The sequence below is a fragment of the Bradyrhizobium sp. AZCC 1721 genome (assembly GCF_036924715.1).
Taxonomy (GTDB): domain Bacteria; phylum Pseudomonadota; class Alphaproteobacteria; order Rhizobiales; family Xanthobacteraceae; genus Bradyrhizobium.
This window is the reverse complement of record NZ_JAZHSB010000001.1, coordinates 683,900-703,217: the sequence shown is the minus strand read 5'-3', so window position 1 is coordinate 703,217 and position 19,318 is coordinate 683,900. Positions and strand designations below refer to the sequence as shown.

The window sequence follows — 19,318 nt, the reverse complement described above, 5'->3', positions numbered from 1 at the left end:
GGTTAGAACAGCGTGCGCTGCCGCATGGCAGCCGATAGCGTACCTTCGTCGAGATAATCAAGCTCGCCGCCGACCGGCACGCCATGGGCAAGCCGGGTGATCTTGACGTTGGCGTCCTGCAGGAGATCGGTGATGTAATGGGCGGTGGTCTGGCCGTCGACCGTGGCGTTCAGCGCGAGCACGATTTCGCTGACTTGCGACTCGTGTGCGCGGGCCACCAGCGCGTCGATGGTCAGGTCCTGCGGACCGATGCCGTCGAGTGGCGACAATGTGGCGCCGAGCACGTGGTAGCGGCCGTTGGTCGCGTTCGCCCGCTCCAACGCCCAGAGGTCGGCGACGTCGGCGACCACGACGATGGTCGAGGGATCGCGCCTCGGGTCAGTGCATACCGTGCAGGGATTTTGCGTATCGATATTGCCGCAGGTCTTGCAGACCTGAATCCTGTCGATGGCCACCTGCAGCGCGCCAGCCAAGGGCGTCATCAGCGCCTCGCGCTTCTTGATCAGGTGCAGCGCCGCGCGCCGCGCCGAGCGCGGCCCGAGCCCCGGCAGGCGCGCCAGGAGCTGGATCAGGCGTTCGATTTCAGGGCCGGCAACGCTTGCGGCCATTTCAGGTGAGACCAAGTCCGGGCGGCAGGCCGAGCCCGCCGGTCAGCGCCTGCATCTTTTCCATCGCCGCGGTTTCCGCCTTGCGCCGCGCGTCGTTCTGCGCGGTGACCAGCAGATCCTCGAGCACTTCGCGCTCCTCGGCCTTCATCAGCGACGGATCGATCTTCACGCCCTTCACTTCCATCTTCGCAGTCATGCGAACGGCAACCAGCCCGCCGCCGGAAATGCCCTCGACCTCCAGATTGCCGAGTTCTTCCTGCATCGCCTGCATCTTGGATTGCAGCTCCGCCGCCTGCTTCATCATGCCGAGAAAATCAGCCATTCATCCGTCCTCTCGAGAGTCCGATCAGTCGTCGTCGCCGTCGGAAGTCTCGTTCAAGTCGTCAGTGATAATATCGGATTCCGGCGGCTCGGCGGCAAGCCTTCGCACCTCGACGACCTTAGTGCCGGGAAACCGCGCCAGCACCTCCTGCACGCGCGGATCGGCCTCGGCTGCGCGGGCGTGCTCGTTTCTCGCTTGCTCGTTCTGCGAGCGCAATGTCGGCTGGCCGGCCTCGTTGGAGACGATCACGGTCCAGCGCCGCCCGGTCCACAGTTCCAGCTTGCGGGAGAGGTCGTTGACCAGCCCCCGCGCCGCATTGCGCTCCAGCGCCACCTCAAGCCGGCCGTCCTCGAAGCGGACCAGGCGCATATCGGCTTCCAGCGCCGCCTTGGTCAGGAGATCGCGCTTTTCGCCGGCGAGTGCGACAAGCTGCGGGAAAGTGGTGATCCGCAGCACGGGCGCGGAGTCCGTTTGTGCCGATGGCGCGGCGATTCGCGGGCGAGCGGACGCTTCCGCGCCGGAGCGGGGCGAGGCAGGCGTCCGCATCGGCGATGCGGCAGACATTGAAGATACCGGTGCGGTGGGCGCAGCCCGTGACGGCGCCGCGCTGCCAGACGCGATCTGCGCGCCACCGCCGTTCTGGTCGAGCATCCGGATCGCCTCATCCGGTGTCGGCAAGTCGGCGACATAGGCGATGCGCACCAGCACCATTTCGGCGGCAGCCGCCGGCCGGGTCGCGGTCTGCACTTCCGTGATGCCCTTGAGCAGCATCTGCCACATCCGCGACAGCACCCGCATCGACAACTTTGCGGCAAATTCACGGGCGCGGACGCGCTCGGTCTCGCCGAACGCGACGTTGTCGGCGGTGGCGGGGATGATCTTCACGCGGGTAACGAAATTGACGAATTCGGCGAGGTCGGACAGCACCACGACCGGATCGGCGCCGACGTCATATTGGCTGCGGAATTCGCCAAAGGCGCTGGCGATATCGCCACGCGCCAGATGCTCGAACAGGTCGATCACCCGGGTCCGGTCGGCCAGCCCCAGCATCTGCCGTACCGCGTCGGCACGGACAAGTCCTGCCGCATGCGCAATTGCCTGATCGAACAGCGACAGCGAATCACGCACCGAGCCCTCGGCGGCGCGCGCGATGATGCCAAGCGCCTCGGGCTCGACCTCGACGCCTTCCTTTTTCGCAATGTTGGAGAGATGCCCCATCAGCACGTCGGCCTCGACCCGGCGCAGGTCAAAACGCTGGCAGCGCGACAGCACGGTGACCGGGACTTTACGGATCTCGGTAGTGGCGAAGACGAATTTGGCATGCTCCGGCGGCTCTTCCAGCGTCTTCAGGAAGGCGTTGAAGGCCGCCGTCGACAGCATGTGGACTTCGTCGATGATGTAGACCTTGTAGCGGGCACTGGCCGGCGCGTAGCGCACGCTGTCATTGATCTGGCGGACGTCGTCAACGCCGGTATGGGAGGCGGCGTCCATTTCCAGCACGTCCATGTGCCGGCTTTCCATGATCGCCTGGCAGTGCACGCCGAGATCCGGCATGTGGATGGTCGGCCCCTTAACCGAACCATCCGGCTTCTCGTAGTTCAGCGCGCGGGCGAGAATCCGCGCCGTGGTGGTTTTGCCGACGCCGCGGACGCCGGTCAGGATCCAGGCTTGCGGAATCCGGCCCGTTTCGAACGCGTTCGAGACGGTGCGGACCATGGCTTCCTGGCCGATCAGGTCGTCGAAACTGGAGGGGCGGTATTTTCGTGCCAGCACCCGGTAGGGCTTGGCGGTGGCGGGCTGGCCGCCGAGCTCCAAGCCACCCTGGCCGGCGCCTGCTGTCATATCGGGGGGAGCGCCAGCATCACTCATCGGTCGATCCGCAATTGATTGTCTCTCGGGGCCGGCTTGCGGATAGGAACGGAATCGAGCGCATGGCGCTGACTGGCCGCGTTCATGCGCGATTCGCTCGAAAAACAGGTAGGAGACTGACGAGCGACCCGATCCGGACCTCGTTAGGGCTGCTTCCTTCCGGACCTGACCCGGTTGGCGAGTGGCTCGTCCACCGCCAATCTCCCGGTCCCTATTTGGGGCCAAAAGGACCGGAAAGCAAGCGGGGCTTTCCCTGTAATACTCCGCGTTTCCCTGTCATACCCCGCGAAAGCGGGGTATCCAGTACGCCGCAGCCTAACAGTAAAACGGAAGGGCCACGGCGTACTGGATCATCCGCTTTCGCGGATGATGACAGCTTGGTATGAAACCATAGGAGTGCTCACAGAAGGCACTTATTAGGCCCGACATGCATCGGGCACGGGAACCCTAATGCCCTCTGATTCCTCCATCTGGTCGCTGCATTCCCAGCTCAAAAAGGACACCATCGACATCGGCGACCTGCCGCTGTGCAAGGTGCTGGTGATCAAGGACGCGCATTACCCGTGGCTGCTGCTGGTGCCGCGCCGGGCAGGTGCGGTGGAAATCATCGACCTCGACGATGTCGAGCAGGCGCAGTTGATGACCGAAATCTCCCGGGTTTCGCGGGCGCTCAAAGAGATCACCAAATGCGACAAGCTCAATGTCGCGGCGCTCGGCAATCTGGTGCCGCAGTTGCATGTCCATGTCATCGCGCGGCGCACCAGCGATGCGGCCTGGCCGCGCCCGGTCTGGGGCGTGATGCCGCCGTTGGCGCACGACGCCGAGGAAGTCCAGAATTTCATCAACGCGCTTCGCCGCAAGATCTGGTTGGGTTGAATAGATGTCCGCATTCGACAAATATCCGCTGGGGAAGCCCGCTTTCGTTACCCATATTCTCGATCGCGCCGCGCATCTGCGCACCAATGACGAAAAATTGTTCGCGCTGGAGAACCAGCGCAACGCCAGCGCCTATGTGATCTACCGCGACTCGCTCCTGGTGAAGCAGGAGGCGGATGGGCCGCGCGTGCTGCTCGGCGTCGAAGAAGCCGTGAAGCTCGGCGCCAATCCCGGCACCATCTTTCTGGGCCTGCGCGACGGCGCGCCGGTGTTCGGCATGGGCATTTCGGCGGCCGCCGTGGAAAAACTGATGACGCGCGACGACGTCGCCGTGACCGAGCTGCGCGGCATGGCCATGCAGGGCACCGTGCCGCCGGAACAACTCTCCGCGATCGCTATGGCTAAATCGATGGTGACCTGGCATCAGCGCCACGGCTATTGCGCCAATTGCGGTACCCGCACCGCGATGAGGGAAGGCGGCTGGAAGCGCGAGTGCCCGAGTTGCAAGGCCGAACACTTTCCGCGCACCGATCCGGTCGTAATCATGCTGGTTACGCACGGTGATCGGTGCCTGCTCGGCCGGCAGAAGCAGTTTATGCCTGGAATGTGGTCGTGCCTCGCCGGCTTCGTCGAAGCGGCCGAGACGATCGAGGACGCGGTCTGCCGGGAAATTTTCGAGGAATCCGGCATTCGTTGCACCGACGTGAGCTACTACATGACGCAGCCGTGGCCCTATCCGTCATCGCTAATGATCGGATGTTCCGCGCGCGCGCTCAACGAGGAGATCGTAGTGGACCGCGCAGAGCTCGAGGACGCGCGCTGGTTCGATCGCGCCGAAGTCGCTCTCATGCACAAGCGCCAACACCCCGACGGCCTGTTTGCCGCGCACCCCTTCGCGATCGCGCATCATTTGATCGGCCAATGGTTGCATCCGCGGGGATAACTGCGCGTAGCACGGAACCGGCGCCTGCTTGCTCGATTAACTCGGGACTTTGAACGGACATGACGGACTCACGCATGAACTTTCAGGACAAGGCGCCGAAAATACCTCCGCGTGTCCTCTGCATCGGCATGCCGGTGCGTGACCTCACTTTTCATACTCCGGGTGTTCCCGGGCGCGGTTCCAAGGAGAACGCCACCGCATTCGACGAAATCTGCGGCGGCAACGCGCTCAATGGCGCGATCGGCATCGTTCGGCTCGGTGGCCGCGCCTCGATTTGCGGGCCGATGGGCGATGCCAAGGAAACATCGAGCCGCTTCATCTTCGAGCAGATGGCGCATGAGGGCATCGAGACAAAACATCTCATCCACATGCCGGGGCTGGTGACGCCGATCTCGGCGGTGATGATCGATCCTTCCGGCGAGCGCACCATCGTGACCTTCCGCGATCCGAACCTGTGGCATGTGAAGTTGCCCGACTTCGACACGCTGCTGGACGATTGCGCCGCCATTCTCACCGAGAGCCGCTGCGCGGAATTCTGCACCGAACTCTGCGCCGAGGCGGTCCGGCGCGGCATTCCCGTCATTGTCGACGTCGATCGCGCGATGTCGATGCGCGAGGGACTGTTGAACGCCTCGACGCATCTGGTGTTCTCGAGCGAGCCGCTGCAGGAGACCGCAGATGTTAGCGACGATGCCCAGGCGCTGAAGAAAATTGCAAAGCTGACCCCCTCGTTTCTGGCGGGAACCCGAGGCCCGAGGGGCACGATCTGGCTCGACGAGAACGGCGGTATCCAGGAAACCCCGGCTTTCCCGGTGCATACGGTAGACACCCTGGGCGCCGGCGACGTGTTCCACGGCGCGTTTGCGCTCGCGATCACCGAGAAGCAGGAACTGCGGCAGGCGCTTCGATTTGCCTCCGCCGCGGCGGCGTTGAAATGCACCCGCTTCGGGGGAGCTTTCGCAGCCCCGCAACGTGCTGAAGTTGAAGAGTTTTTGACTCACGGCCAAGCCGCAGGCCAGACCTCGACCAACCACTAGCGGCTTGCTATAGAAGAATTTTCTATATATGAGAGGATCAGACCTTTCATATGGAACATTCTTCTCATGACTGACCTAGCCGTTCAGCTCCCTGAAGCCAGCCGCCGGCTGGATGCCATCGACCGCAAGATCCTGACCGTGCTGCAGGAGGACGCCTCGCTATCGGTTGCCGAGATTGGGGACCGGGTCGGGCTGTCGTCGACGCCGTGCTGGAAGCGGATCCAGCGGCTGGAGGCCGATGGCGTGATCCTGCGCCGGGTGGCGCTGGTCGACCAGAACAAGATCGGGCTCGGCATTTCCGTGTTCGTCTCGGTCGAGAGCGCCGACCATTCCGAGGCCTGGCTGCGAAAGTTCGCCGACGCCGTCAGCGCCATGCCCGAGGTGATGGAATTCTACCGGATGGCCGGCGACGTCGATTACATGCTGCGCGTCGTGGTCGCCGATATGGCGAGCTATGACGTGTTCTACAAAAAGCTGATCAGCGCAGTGCCGCTGAAGAACGTCACCTCTCGGTTTGCGATGGAGAAGATCAAGTCGGTGACCGCACTGCCAGTGCCGGCGGCGTAGAGTTATGGCCATTCGCGAAGCTGTCATCGCCGGGCTTGACCGCCCAGTATTCCAGAGACGCCCATTTTCGATCGAGAAGCCGCGGCGTACTGGGTCCCCCGCCTTCGCGGGGGACGACGATCGAGAGTGGGGCAGCAATGCGCCCCCCTCAAATCTTCTGGTTATACTCACCCACTTCCGGATGCGTGCGCAGCACGGAATCCATCGCTTCGAACATGTCGCGCATGCGCGCCTCACTCACCGGGCTCTCGACCACGACAACCAGTTCCGGCTTGTTCGATGAGGCCCGCACCAGGCCCCAGCTTCCATCTTCCACGGTAACGCGCACGCCGTTGACTGTGACGAGATCGCGGATCTTCTGGCCGGCGACCTTGTCGCCCTTCTTCTGCAGCGTTTCGAAGTGCTTCACCACGGCGTCGGCGACGCGGTATTTCACTTCGTCTGCGCAATGCGGCGACATCGTCGGCGACGACCAGGTTTTCGGCAGCGCGTTCTTCAGGTCTGCCATCGACTTGTCAGGTGCGCGATCGAGCATCTCGCAGATCGCAACTGCCGAGACCAGGCCGTCGTCATAGCCGCGGCCGAACGGCTTGTTGAAGAAGAAGTGGCCAGATTTCTCGAATCCCGCCAGCGCGCCCATCTCGTTGGTGCGGCGTTTCATGTAGGAATGGCCGGTCTTCCAGTAGGCCGTTTTTGCGCCCTGCTTTTGCAGCACCGGATCCGTGACGAACAATCCCGTCGATTTCACGTCGACCACGAACTGCGCTTCCTTGTGGATAGCCGACATGTCGCGCGCCAGCATCACGCCGACCTTGTCGGCGAAGATTTCCTCTCCGGTGTTGTCGACGACACCGCAGCGGTCGCCGTCCCCGTCGAAGCCCAGGCCCACATCGGCCTTGTGCTTGAGCACGGCGTCGCGGATCGCGTGCAGCATCTCCATGTCTTCCGGATTCGGATTGTATTTCGGAAACGTGTGGTCGAGCTCGGTGTCGAGCGGAATTACTTCACAGCCGATCGCCTCCAAAACCTGCGGCGCGAACGCGCCCGCAGTGCCGTTGCCGCAGGCGGCAACAACCTTCAGCTTGCGCTTCAGCTTCGGACGCTTGGTGAGATCGGCGATATAGCGCGCCGGAAAATTCTCGTGGAATTGATAGGAGCCGCCGACCCTGTTCGAGAAATCGGCGTTGAGCACAATCTCCTTCAGCCGCGTCATCTCGTCGGGGCCGAAGGTGAGCGGGCGGTTGGCGCCCATCTTGACGCCGGTCCAGCCATTGTCGTTGTGCGAGGCGGTGACCATGGCGACGCAGGGCACATCGAGATCGAACTGCGCGAAATAGGCCATCGGCGTCACCGCGAGCCCGATGTCGTGCACCTTGCAGCCCGCGGCCATCAGGCCGGAAATCAACGCGTATTTGATCGAAGCCGAATAGCCACGGAAATCGTGGCCGGTGACGATTTCCTGTTTCACGCCGAGTTCCGCAATCAGCGTACCGAGCCCCATGCCCAGCGCCTGAACACCCATCAAATTGATTTCCTTCTCGAACAGCCAGCGCGCGTCGTATTCGCGGAAACCAGTCGCCTTCACCATCGGCCCGGATTCGAAGTCATAGGTATTCGGAACCAGCACGGATTTGGGCTTCGGGAACATGGGATAGCCTTGTCATGAAAGCGAGGGAACCGCAGCCATAGCGAATACGCCGGCCCGGCGATAGGCGGGACCGGCGCCTTGTGGCGGCTAATTGCGGCGAATTTGGCAGTTGCGGCAAACGGCGCCACCGGACTTAGGCGCCCGATCTCCGAATCTCTGCTTCGATGACAAATTGGGCAGCAACGTCCTCGTAGTCGCGACGATAGACGTTTCCGGCGTCTGCCATTTTCTTCGCCAAATCGATGTGATGGAGGATATCGCGGAGCGCGCGGTTCGTAGGATCAGAAGGCATAGATCGCGTCGGCCATTGCCGCCGGGCGGACATAAGGCTTGAGCCCTTCGCGGTTCACAACGTCCACGGGCCGATCAAAAAGCTGCGCGATGTATTCCTTGATATCCACGTAGTCGAAGACCGTAACACGAGCCTCCGGATCGAATTCGATCATGATATCGATATCGCTGTCAGGACGATTTTCGCCGCGTGCCACAGACCCGAACAAGGCAGCATGCTTCACACCCCGCCCGCGCAGGGCGTGTTCGGAGCGTCGCAGGGTCTCCAAGGCTTCGTAACTGTTCATCTGAAAAATATAGCATGCCGCCAGGCCGGGTGGAAAGCTCTACTGTTCCAGCACCATCTTGCCGTTGGCGTATTCGAAGCGCTTCAGCTTCGACAGGAACGACAGGCCGAGCAGGTTCTCGGACAACGCCTCGTCAGGCAGCACCACGGCGTCGACGTCGCGCACCACGAGGCCGCCGAGTTCGATCATCGCAAGCCGCGTACGCGCGGCCTTGATGGTGCCGTTGGCCGTGGTGACGGTCGCGTTGTAGTCGCTGCGCGAGGGACGCAGGCCAAACCGCGCCGCCGACTTTTCGTTCAGCGCCACCAGCGAGGCGCCGGTGTCGACCATGAAGTTGATGCGCTGCCCGTCGATGCGGCCGTCAGCCTGGAAATGGCCGCGCGCATCGCGGCGAATGTCGAGGCTGCGGCTGGAGGCTTGCGCGACCGTTTGCACGGGAGCTTTTTGAGGCGACGTGCTGGCGGAGGCCGAGGCCGGCGACATCTTGTTTGCCATCTGCGCCATGTAGGTGCCGAGGCCGACCAGGACGGCGGCAAGGATCATCAGGTTACGCATCACGCCACACTCGACTGCCAGACCGCCGATATCACCACGCCAGCCGCGAAACCGCGACTAACGGCGATGACTGGGCCTGCCATTTTGACGAAAAGGATGAGCGAAGCGTTAATGGGGCGAAATCGTCATGCGCGGGCTTGACCCGCGCGTATCGGTCCCCTCACGTCCCGCGCGGCTTGACCCGGCGGGTCGGCAGCGCGGTGGCCGGGTCTTCCGGCCAGGGGTGGCGGGGATAGCGGCCGCGGAGGTCGGAACGCACCGCGGCATAGCTGCCGCGCCAGAAGCCTGGAAGGTCGCGCGTCACCTGCACCGGGCGTTGCGCCGGGGACAGCAATTCGAGCACCAGCGGCACCTTGCCTTTGGCGATCGAAGGATGGGTGTTGAGCCCGAACAGTTCCTGCAGGCGCACAGCGATGGTCGGGCCCTGCTCGGCCTCGTAGTCGATCGCGAGCATGGTGCCGGTCGGAGCCTCGAAATGCGTCGGCGCCTCGCGCTCCAGCCGCGCGCGCAATTCCCATGGCAACAGCGTCATCAGCGCATCCGAGAGATCGCCGGGGAAAAAATCCTTCAGCGAGGTCTTGTCGTAGAGCGCGGGCACCAGCCAGTTTTCGGCTTCGGCTGCCAGCGCAGCATCCGACAGATCGGGCCAGCTCTCACCTTCCGCCTTGCGCAGGAACATCACGCGGTCGCGCCATTGCTTCAGGGATTTCGACCACGGCAGCTTATCGAGTCCGGCGGCGACCAAGCCCGCAGCGAAGATGCGTGCGGTCTCTGCCGACGGCGACAGCGCCATCGGCGCTTCCGACAGCGTGATTGCGTGCAGCGTCCGCTTGCGGCGCGCACGCAGCGCCATCGCGCCGCGATCGAACGAAATCTCTTCGGTGCTTTCGATCTGATCGGCGAAATGCGATTCAATGTCTCCTTGGGCGATCGGTGCTGCCAGCAGAATGCGTCCCTGGGCTGCGGTGCCGGTCAGTTCGGCGACCGCGATATAGGGCGCGCGCGCCAGCGACGAGGTTTGCTCGACGGCGGCGCCACGGCCGTTGGCGAGCACGAAACTGCCGTTGCCGCGGTTGCGGGCGACCCGATCGGGAAAGGCGAGTGCGAGCATGACGCCTGTTGAAAGTTCGGCGTTAGGGACGCGAGACTGCCCGGGCTCCCCTCCCCCTTGCGGGGAGGGGCGGGGGAAGGGGGTGGCCGCAGGAAAGACTGCCCGTGTGGCCCCCTCTCCCCGGCCCTCCCCCGAAAGGAGGGAGGGAGAAGAGAGAGACGACTCGTTGGCGCGCTCCGTCGCCGCCACCTGCTGGGCCCAGCGCTGTGCGAGGCTACGCGCGCTGGAAGCACGCGGCGAGCGGTCGCGGCGGAACTGATCGAGCCTGACATCGAGATCGACGCTGTCGCCGCCGAGGCCGCGCTCGGTGAGAACAGCGGCGATTTCGGCGGCCTCTTCGCCCGCGCCTAGCCGGTGCGAATCCACGATCATGCGCGCCAGCCGCGGCGGCAGCGCCAGCGCACGCAGGCTCTTGCCCTCTGCGGTGATGCGGCCGTCGCCATCGAGAGCGCCGAGTTCGAGAAGCAGGCTGCCCGCTTCCTTCAACGCCGGCGCCGGCGGGAGATCGAGAAACGCCAGCGTCGCCGGATCGCGGACGCCCCATTGCGCGAGATCGAGCACCAGCGAGGATAGATCGGCCGAAAGAATTTCGGGCTGGGTGTAGGCGGCAAGCGACGCCGTCTGCGGCTCGTCCCACAGCCGGTAGCACACGCCGGGCTCGGTGCGGCCAGCGCGGCCGCGGCGCTGGTCGACCGCGGCGCGCGAGGCGCGCACGGTCTCCAGCCGCGTCAGGCCTATATCGGGCTCGTAACGCGGCACCCGCGCCAGGCCGGAATCGACGACGATGCGGACGCCCTCGATGGTGAGCGAGGTCTCGGCGATCGAAGTCGCCAGCACGACTTTGCGTTGCCCCTTCGGTGCCGGCGCGATGGCGCGGTCCTGCACGGCGGCCTCCAGCGCGCCGAACAGCGGCACGATCTCGACGCTCGCGTCATGAACCCGCTCGGCGAGAAAATTCTGCGTCCGGCGGATTTCGGCAGCGCCCGGCAGAAACGCCAGCACCGAGCCGGGATCGGCACGCAGCGCGGTCGCGATCGCATCCGCCATCTGCCGCTCGATCGGCGCATCGGCCTTGCGGCCGAGATAGCGCGTCTCCACCGGAAAAGCGCGACCTTCGCTGGCAACGACAGGCGCGTCGCCGAGCAACTTGCCGACCCTTGCGCCGTCGAGTGTCGCCGACATCACGAGGATGCGCAGGTCCTCGCGCAGGCCGGTCTGCGCATCGCGGGCGAGCGCGAGCCCCAGATCGGCGTCGAGCGAACGCTCGTGAAATTCATCGAACAGCACGGCAGCAACGCCGTTCAACTCGGGATCATCGAGAATCTGGCGTGAAAAGATTCCCTCGGTGACCACCTCGATCCGGGTCGCGTGCGAGATCTTGGAGCCGAAGCGGACGCGATAGCCGACGGTCTCTCCTGCCCGCTCGCCGAGCGTCCGCGCCATTCGTTCGGCGCTGGCCCGCGCCGCGATCCGCCGCGGCTCCAGCATGATGACCTTCTTGTCCTTCAGCCAGGGCGCATCGAGCAGCGCCAGCGGCACCCGCGTGGTTTTGCCGGCCCCCGGAGGCGCCACCAGCACCGCCGCGTTGTTGGCCGCGAGCGTACGCCCGAGTTCGTCGAGCACCGCGTCGATCGGCAGGGGCGTGTCGAAGGTAAGAGGCAATGTCTCTCATCCGTCATCACCCGCCTTGTGCGCGATTGCGCACTGGGGCGGGTGATCCATAAACGCAGACGCTACTGATTACGAAGATCGTGCGTACTGGGTACCCCGCCTGCGCAGGGTATGACAACTGTGGTTGCGGCTACACCTTCGGCTCAGGCGCCCGTCCGACACTCTCATACGTGAAGCCCTGCGCGGCCATGTCCTCGGGGCGATAGATGTTGCGCAGGTCGACCACCACGGGCTGCGCCATTTCATTCTTCAGGCGCTCCAGATCAAGCGCACGGAACTGGACCCACTCGGTGACGATCACCAGCGCATCGGCGCCGCGCGCGCATTCGTAGGGGTCGGTGCAATATTCGATCTCGGGCAATTCCTTCTTCGCCTGCTCCATGCCAACCGGATCGTGTGCGCGCACCTTGGCGCCCATGTCGAGGAGACCTGTCACCAGCGGGATCGACGGCGCCTCGCGCATGTCGTCGGTATCGGGTTTGAAGGTGAGGCCGAGCACCGCCACCGTCTTGCCGCGCAGGCCGCCGGTTGCGTTGGAAACCTTGCGCGCCATCGCCCGCTTTCTGATGTCGTTGACGCCGAGCACGGCCTCGACGATGCGGAGCTGCACGTCATGGTCCTGGGCGATCTTGACCAGCGCGCGGGTATCCTTCGGAAAGCAGGAGCCGCCGAAGCCCGGACCGGCATGCAGGAATTTTGAGCCAATGCGGTTGTCGAGCCCGATGCCGCGCGCGACTTGCTGCACATCGGCACCGACCTTTTCCGAGAGATCGGCAATCTCGTTGATGAAGGTGATCTTGGTGGCGAGGAACGCGTTGGCCGCGTATTTGATCAGTTCAGCGGTGCGCCGCGCCGTGAACATCAACGGCGCCTGGTTGAGCGACAGCGGCCGGTAGACGTCGCCCAGCACCTTGCGCCCGCGTTCGTCGTCGGTCCCGACCACGATTCGGTCGGGGAATTTGAAGTCGCGGATCGCGGCGCCCTCGCGCAAAAATTCCGGATTGGAGGCGACCACGACGTCGGCCGACGGATTGGCCTCGCGGATCAGTCGTTCGACCTCATCGCCTGTGCCGACCGGCACGGTCGATTTGGTGACCACCACGGTGAAGCCGGACAGCGCGGCTGCGATCTCGCGCGCAGCGCTGTAGACGTAAGTGAGGTCGGCATGGCCGTCGCCACGCCGCGAGGGCGTTCCGACGGCGATGAACACGGCGTCGGCTTCCGCCACCGGCGCGCTCAGGTCGGTGGTGAAATCCAGCCGCTTGGCCCTGACGTTGGAGGCCACCAGCGCGTCGAGCCCGGGCTCGAAAATCGGGATCTCACCTCGGCGCAGGGCTTCGATCTTGCCGGCGTCCTTGTCCACGCAGGTGACCTGGTGGCCGAAATCGGCAAAGCAGGCGCCGGATACCAGCCCCACATAGCCCGTGCCAATCATGGCGATTCGCATGAAAACAATCCGTATTTGATGGTTAACGCCAATCCCGATTTTGCGGGCGTCTTAGAGCATTTTTCACCAAAGGGGGAAACCGGAAAAAGCGCCCGATCCGGGCATGTGCTTTGTATGGATAAAGGAGAAAGCAACGGATCGGGCCGAAGATGCGGCCGCCTCGCGCCGAAAAGGGACACCGATGACTTCAAACGGTACATCCGCCGTCACGGAACGCTCCACCCGCATCGACTGGGTGGACTACGCCAAGGGCATCTGCATCATCATGGTGGTGATGATGCATTCGGTGCTGGGGGTCGAAGCGGCGGCCGGCCAGAGCGGCTTCATGCATGCGTTCGTGATGTTCGCAAAACCGTTCCGGATGCCGGATTTCTTCCTGATTTCGGGCCTGTTTCTTGCCGTTGTCATCGACCGTGACTGGCGCACCTATCTCGACCGCAAGGTCCTGCACTTCGCTTATTTCTATGTGCTGTGGGTGACGATCCAGTTCGGCTTCAAGGCTCCTGGCTTCGCCGCTGAATCGGGTTGGCGGCATGTCGGATTCATGTATCTGGAATCCTTCATCGAGCCGTTCGGCACGCTGTGGTTCATTTATTTGTTGCCGGTATTCTTCGTTGTCACAAAATTGTTGCGTGGCGTCCCGCCGCTCGCGATCTGGCTCGCGGCCGCGGCGCTCGAGATGGCGCATATCACGACCGGCTGGACCGTGATCGACGAATTCTGCGGGCGTTTCGTCTATTTCTATTCCGGCTACCTGTTCGCCAACTACGTGTTCGCGTTGTCGGACCGCGCGCGGGCGCGCCCGGCCCTCGCACTCGTGGGCGTCGCGTTGTGGACGCTCGTCAACGGCGCGCTGGTCGTATCCGGCTTTGACGAATGGCCGCTCGTTTCACTGGCGCTCGGCTTTGCGGGCGCCGGCGCCATCATCGTCATGGGCACGCTGCTGGCGCGCATGCAGTGGCTGAATTTCCTGCGCTATTGCGGCGAGCATTCCATCGTCATCTATCTCGCCTTCTTCCTACCGATGGCGGTGACCCGAACGCTGCTTTTGAAGGCCGGCCTGATCGCTGATATCGGGATGGTCTCGCTGATCGTGACGGTTGCAGGCGTCGCCGGAGCGGTGGTGATCTGGCGCCTGGCACTGGCGCTGCGGGCGAACTTCCTGTTCGAGCGCCCGGCCGCGTTCTGGATCGTGCCGAAAAAGGCCGCGCCGGCGCTGCAGCCGGCGGAGTAATCTCTATCGTCGTCCCTGCGCACGCACTAGGGCATGCACACATTTCTGAGGCTCCATCCGGCAGCGACGGCGTGGAAGTATTCCAGGCCGTGTTTGAAGGTAATTGGACCGGGCGGTTTGGATGACGGGTAGCCGTCCCAGCCGCCGAGCCGACCGATGATCCGGGCAGCCCAGGCAAGGCTATCGGATGGATGCGGGTTGCTCAGGCGTATGGTTTTGGCCTCAAGCTGTGCGTTAAGGGCAGTGAGCGCCGCAACTTCATCGGCATTGAAGGCGAGGCTGACGGGTTGCTTGCCGCGGCCATCGCGCGCCTGCAAGAGTTGGACGGTGATGACCGCCGCCTTGGCGGCGATGGCGACCAGCTTGAGGAGACGCTCGGCTGAGCCGATCTGACTGTCTTCGAGTTTGAAGCCTTGCGTCTTGAGGACGCGGAAGAACTGTTCGATCAGCCAGCGCCGCTTGTACCATTCGACGATGCGCCAGGCCTCTTCTTTGCCGGTTACCGGGTGGGTGGTGAGAAGCCGCCAATGAAGGGGCTCGACGCCAGCTTCGGGATTGGGTTCACGGACGTCGACCACATATAGCGGCAAGCTCTTAGGCAGATGGCGCAGGAACTTGGTCTGCGGTCGAGCCAGTTCGATCACACCAAAGCGCAGTTCGAGATTTGCGACACGCTCCGGCCGTTGCACTCGCGCGGGCAGCCAGACGGCACGCCGGTCTGTCACAGCTATGCGCTCAATGGCTGCGTACAAACTGGTGTCGTCCGCGAGCTTGCGATCATGCATGCTGCGGACGATCACATGGAAGTGTTCCTCAGCCGCGCTCGCATAAAGCGCGAAGATGTCGCTCTCGCGATCGCCAATCACGGTGACCATGGCAGCGCCGGCCAGCAACGGCTTGGCTGCAAGGGCGGTGCTGATCCAGCGCTGCGATTCCTTGTCCGACAAGTCGCGCCGGTCGTGTGAGACGGTGCGGCGGCCCTTGCGCGTCCACGCCTGGCCGCTCAACAGGCCAAGGCAGGTGCCGTCGTCGGCATCCACTGCCAGCAGGGGATGGAGTAGCGCGCCGTGGACGTTGCCTTGGCGGTCTCTCCGAGACCGCGGCGGCGCCGCGCCGTGGGATGGAAGTTGATCTCGCTGGTGTCCTGGATCGCCAATACGTGGCGGCCTTCGACCGCTGCGACTGTGCTTTCACCCCAGCTTTCGATGATCTGCTCCGTTGTCACCTTGGGATTGCGCAGGAAGCGGTTGAACCGCACCTCGAGCGCCCGATCGCCCTTCGAAAGTCGCCGCAAACACACATCTTTGCCCGCGACCATGCATTCGAGCAGCGCCGCCCCCCTTTATCAAGGCGGAGATCCCCGAACCGACCCAGCGTCCAATTAATCTGTGACAACATGCCGACACCTCTGCCAAAGCCGAAGTGCCGAAATAGGAATCACACGACTTCCCGATTCTGGAATCCTTGCAGCAGGCCTGAGTCAATCCGCCGCACCTGAACTAGATGTGTGCATGCCCTAGTGCGAACGCAGGGACCCATAACCACCGTTCCCCGTGGTTACATCGGCTATCGCCCCGGCCCAGTACAAAACTACTCTCCGGGATTATGGGTCCCTGCGTGCGCAGGGACGACGAAAATTGGCTGTGCGGCAATCCCAAATTACCGCCCCTCAAGGCTGTCAATCCGCGCAAAAATCCCTAAATTTCGGCCATGCCGAAATCAGCCCCCAAAGCCGCCGCGAAACCCGCTCCCGCCAAAGCGCCTGCCAAGGCGCCCGCCAAAGCCCCTGCCAAGGGCGACCATGTCTTCCTGGTCGACGGTTCCGGCTACATTTTCCGCGCCTATCACGCGCTGCCGCCGCTGAACCGCAAATCCGACGGGCTGCAGGTCAATGCAGTGCTCGGCTTCTGCAACATGCTGTGGAAGCTGTTGCGCGAGATGCCCGAGGATAACCGGCCGACGCATCTGGCCGTCGTGTTCGACAAGTCGGAAATCACGTTCCGCAACAAGCTCTATCCCGATTACAAGGCGCACCGGACAGCGGCGCCGGACGATCTGATCCCGCAATTCGCGCTGATCCGCGAGGCGGTGCGGGCGTTCGATCTGCCGTGCCTGGAACAGGTCGGCTTCGAGGCCGATGATCTGATCGCGACCTATGTCCGCATCGCCTGCGAGCGCGGCGCCACCGCCACCATCGTGTCCTCGGACAAGGACCTGATGCAGCTCGTGACCGATTGCGTCACCATGTACGACACCATGAAGGACCGCCGCATCGGCATCCCTGAGGTGATCGAGAAATTCGGCGTACCGCCTGAGAAAGTCGTCGAGGTGCAAGCGCTGGCCGGCGATTCCACCGACAACGTTCCCGGCGTGCCCGGCATTGGCGTCAAGACCGCCGCGCAACTGATCATCGAATATGGCGACCTCGAACAATTGCTGTTCCGAGCCGGCGAGATCAAACAGCCGAAACGGCGCGAGGCACTGCTCGAGAACGCCGAGAAGGCGCGGATCTCGCGGCAATTGGTGCTGCTCGACGACAAGGTCGATCTCGAAGTGCCGCTCGATGACCTTGCCGTGCACGAGCCGGATGCGCGCAAGCTGATCGCCTTCCTCAAGGCGATGGAATTCTCCACCCTTACCCGCCGTGTCGCCGAATATTCGCAGATCGATCCCGCCGATATCGAGCCGGATGCAGGCAACAAGAGCGGCGCCAGTGTGTTCGCGGTGCCGCCATCGGGCAAGAAGCCGGAGGGCTATGTCGAAGGCACCACGCTGTTCGACAGTCTGCCCGCCGGCAAAGCCGGCACCGCACCGGGCAAGACCGGCGGCGACAAGCAGGACAAGGCGGCGAGCCACAAGGGTACGCCGATATCGCTGGCCGCGGTCCGCGCGGAGGCCGCGCGAAAACTGCCGGTCGATCGGACCAAGTACCAGACCATCCGCACGTTCGATGAGCTAAATGCCTGGGTTGCGCGGGCCTATGACGCCGGCACGTTTGCGATCGTCGCCAAGGCGAGCTCGGACGATCCAATGCAGGCCGACATCTGCGGCATCGCGCTGGCACTGGCGCCAAACGACGCCTGCTATATTCCACTCACGCACAAGCAATCCGGCGGCGGTGCCGGCCTGTTCGACGCTGGCCTCGCGCCGGACCAGATCACGGCTGCCGAGGCGCTGGCGGGGCTGCAGCCGCTGTTGGAATCACAGGGCATCATCAAGATCGGCTTCGACATCAAGTTCAGCGCCGTGATGCTGGCGCAGCACGGCGTCACCCTGGGCAACGTCGACGACGCGCAATTGATGTCGTACGCGCTCGACGCCGGACGCAATTCACATGCGCTGGGGTCGCTCGCCGAACGTTGGTTTGGCCATGCCGTCACGAGCGAAACCGAGCTAATCGGCAACGGCAAGAACAAGCTGACCTTCGACCAGGTCGCGATCGACAAGGCGGCCGTCTATTCAGCCGAAAGCGCCGACGTGATCCTGCGGCTGCATCGCGTGCTCAAACCGCGGCTCGCCGCGGAGCACATGATGACGGTCTACGAGACCCTGGAGCGGCCGCTGGTCACCGTGCTGGCGCGGATGGAGCGGCGCGGCATTTCGATTGACCGCCAGGTGCTGTCGCGGCTGTCGGGCGATTTCGCCCAGACCGCGGCGCGCGTCGAGGCCGAGTTGCAGGAGATCGCCGGCGAGCCGATCAATGTCGGCAGCCCCAAACAGATCGGCGACATCATCTTCGGCAAGATGGGCATCCCCGGCGGCACCAAGACCAAGACCGGGGCGTGGTCGACCTCGGCGCAGATTCTCGACGAACTCGCCGAGCAGGGTCATGAATTCCCGAAGAAAATTCTGGAGTGGCGGCAGGTCTCGAAACTGAAATCGACCTATACCGACGCGCTGCCGAATTACGTGCACCCGCAGACCCACCGCGTGCACACGACCTACGCGCTGGCCGCGACCACCACGGGGCGGCTCTCATCCAACGAACCAAACCTGCAGAACATTCCGGTTCGCACCGAGGACGGCCGCAAGATCCGCCGCGCCTTCATCGCGACGCCCGGGCACAAGCTGGTGTCGGCGGACTACTCGCAGATCGAATTGCGGCTGTTGGCCGAAATTGCGGACATCCCCGTTTTGAAGCAGGCGTTCCGCGACGGGCTCGACATTCACGCCATGACGGCGTCCGAAATGTTCGGCGTGCCGATCAAGGACATGCCGGGCGAAGTGCGGCGGCGCGCCAAAGCGATCAATTTCGGCATCATCTACGGCATCTCGGCGTTCGGCCTCGCCAACCAGCTCGGCATCGCCCGCGAGGAAGCCTCTGCCTACATCAAGAAGTACTTCGAGCGCTTCCCGGGCATTCGCGCCTACATGGACGAGACGCGAGATTTCTGCCGCACCAACGGCTACGTCACGACGCTATTTGGCCGGAAGATGCACTACCCCGACATCAAGGCCTCCAATGCCTCGGTCCGCTCCTTCAACGAGCGCGCCGCAATCAACGCGCGCCTGCAAGGCACCGCCGCCGACATCATCCGCCGCGCCATGATCCGCATGGAGGACGCGCTGGCGGAGAAGAAGCTGTCGGCGCAGATGCTGTTGCAGGTGCATGACGAGCTGATCTTCGAGGTGCCGGACGACGAAGTGGCGGCGACGCTGCCGGTCGTGCAGCACGTCATGCAGGACGCGCCGTTCCCGGCGGTGGCGCTGTCTGTGCCGCTGCAGGTGGATGCTCGGGCGGCGAATAACTGGGATGAGGCGCATTGATTCTTACCTCTCCCGCTTGCGGGGTCGAGACGAGCGAAGCTCGCTCTTAGGTCGACGCGCGTGAGCGCGGCGGGTGGGGGTTCTC

16 protein-coding genes and 1 other RNA gene are annotated in these 19,318 nt (G+C 63.7%); 6 read left to right on the top strand and 11 right to left on the bottom strand.

Annotated elements, in window-relative coordinates:
• Positions 1 to 2: 2 nt before the first annotated feature.
• The 4 genes from recR to ffs form a co-directional block, all read right to left on the bottom strand.
• Positions 3 to 608, bottom strand: a complete 606-nt coding sequence (gene recR, locus V1273_RS03340; RefSeq protein WP_028351632.1) for a recombination mediator RecR — start codon at positions 606 to 608, stop codon at positions 3 to 5.
• Position 609: 1 nt separating this feature from the next.
• Positions 610 to 930 carry a YbaB/EbfC family nucleoid-associated protein gene (locus tag V1273_RS03335; protein WP_057841937.1) on the bottom strand — a complete coding sequence of 107 codons (321 nt, stop codon included), beginning with the start codon at positions 928 to 930 and terminating at the stop codon, positions 610 to 612.
• Positions 931 to 954: 24 nt separating this feature from the next.
• Entirely contained in the window at positions 955 to 2,799 is a 1,845-nt protein-coding gene (locus tag V1273_RS03330) for a DNA polymerase III subunit gamma/tau (protein ID WP_334408710.1), read from the bottom strand.
• A 108-nt stretch (positions 2,800 to 2,907) separates the two neighbouring features.
• An RNA gene (ffs, locus tag V1273_RS03325) (signal recognition particle sRNA small type) lies at positions 2,908 to 3,004 on the bottom strand.
• Positions 3,005 to 3,249: 245 nt separating this feature from the next.
• Between ffs and V1273_RS03320 the strand changes: the two genes are divergently transcribed.
• From V1273_RS03320 to V1273_RS03305, 4 genes are all read left to right on the top strand, one after another.
• The gene (locus V1273_RS03320; RefSeq protein WP_334408709.1) at positions 3,250 to 3,675 is read left to right on the top strand and encodes an HIT family protein; all 426 of its coding nucleotides are present in this window, start codon (positions 3,250 to 3,252) and stop codon (positions 3,673 to 3,675) included.
• Between the two features lie 4 nt (positions 3,676 to 3,679).
• A complete protein-coding gene (nudC, locus tag V1273_RS03315; RefSeq protein WP_334383962.1) occupies positions 3,680 to 4,618 on the top strand; it encodes an NAD(+) diphosphatase in 939 nt (312 codons plus the stop codon).
• A gap of 74 nt (positions 4,619 to 4,692) precedes the next feature.
• A complete protein-coding gene (locus tag V1273_RS03310; protein WP_334408708.1) occupies positions 4,693 to 5,655 on the top strand; it encodes a sugar kinase in 963 nt (320 codons plus the stop codon).
• 66 nt (positions 5,656 to 5,721) lie between these two features.
• Complete coding sequence (locus V1273_RS03305; protein WP_028351627.1) at positions 5,722 to 6,222, top strand: Lrp/AsnC family transcriptional regulator; 501 nt, start codon at positions 5,722 to 5,724, stop codon at positions 6,220 to 6,222.
• A gap of 148 nt (positions 6,223 to 6,370) precedes the next feature.
• On the opposite strand, the gene V1273_RS03300 is transcribed toward V1273_RS03305, so the two are convergent.
• The 5 genes from V1273_RS03300 to V1273_RS03280 form a co-directional block, all read right to left on the bottom strand.
• Positions 6,371 to 7,870: a phosphomannomutase/phosphoglucomutase gene (locus V1273_RS03300; RefSeq protein WP_334383964.1), complete on the bottom strand. Its 1,500-nt coding sequence runs from the start codon at positions 7,868 to 7,870 to the stop codon at positions 6,371 to 6,373.
• Between the two features lie 281 nt (positions 7,871 to 8,151).
• A complete protein-coding gene (locus tag V1273_RS03295; RefSeq protein WP_334408707.1) occupies positions 8,152 to 8,448 on the bottom strand; it encodes a nucleotidyltransferase family protein in 297 nt (98 codons plus the stop codon).
• A gap of 39 nt (positions 8,449 to 8,487) precedes the next feature.
• Positions 8,488 to 8,991, bottom strand: coding sequence for a TIGR02281 family clan AA aspartic protease (locus tag V1273_RS03290; protein WP_334412161.1), 504 nt, complete (start codon positions 8,989 to 8,991; stop codon positions 8,488 to 8,490).
• Positions 8,992 to 9,163: 172 nt separating this feature from the next.
• Complete coding sequence (hrpB, locus tag V1273_RS03285; RefSeq protein ID WP_334408705.1) at positions 9,164 to 11,776, bottom strand: ATP-dependent helicase HrpB; 2,613 nt, start codon at positions 11,774 to 11,776, stop codon at positions 9,164 to 9,166.
• Between the two features lie 139 nt (positions 11,777 to 11,915).
• Positions 11,916 to 13,232, bottom strand: coding sequence for a UDP-glucose dehydrogenase family protein (locus tag V1273_RS03280; protein WP_334366234.1), 1,317 nt, complete (start codon positions 13,230 to 13,232; stop codon positions 11,916 to 11,918).
• Positions 13,233 to 13,413: 181 nt separating this feature from the next.
• On the opposite strand from V1273_RS03280, the gene V1273_RS03275 reads away from it, so the two are divergent.
• Positions 13,414 to 14,466, top strand: a complete 1,053-nt coding sequence (locus V1273_RS03275; RefSeq protein WP_334408704.1) for an acyltransferase family protein — start codon at positions 13,414 to 13,416, stop codon at positions 14,464 to 14,466.
• A 26-nt stretch (positions 14,467 to 14,492) separates the two neighbouring features.
• Here V1273_RS03275 and V1273_RS03270 read toward each other — a convergent pair whose 3' ends face one another.
• Complete coding sequence (locus V1273_RS03270; protein WP_334408703.1) at positions 14,493 to 15,506, bottom strand: IS4 family transposase; 1,014 nt, start codon at positions 15,504 to 15,506, stop codon at positions 14,493 to 14,495.
• Positions 15,470 to 15,760, bottom strand: coding sequence for a hypothetical protein (locus V1273_RS03265; RefSeq protein WP_334408702.1), 291 nt, complete (start codon positions 15,758 to 15,760; stop codon positions 15,470 to 15,472). The genes V1273_RS03270 and V1273_RS03265 overlap by 37 nt, the downstream gene beginning before the upstream one ends.
• A gap of 416 nt (positions 15,761 to 16,176) precedes the next feature.
• Between V1273_RS03265 and polA the strand changes: the two genes are divergently transcribed.
• Complete coding sequence (gene polA, locus V1273_RS03260; RefSeq protein WP_334408701.1) at positions 16,177 to 19,233, top strand: DNA polymerase I; 3,057 nt, start codon at positions 16,177 to 16,179, stop codon at positions 19,231 to 19,233.
• Positions 19,234 to 19,318 lie beyond the last annotated feature (85 nt).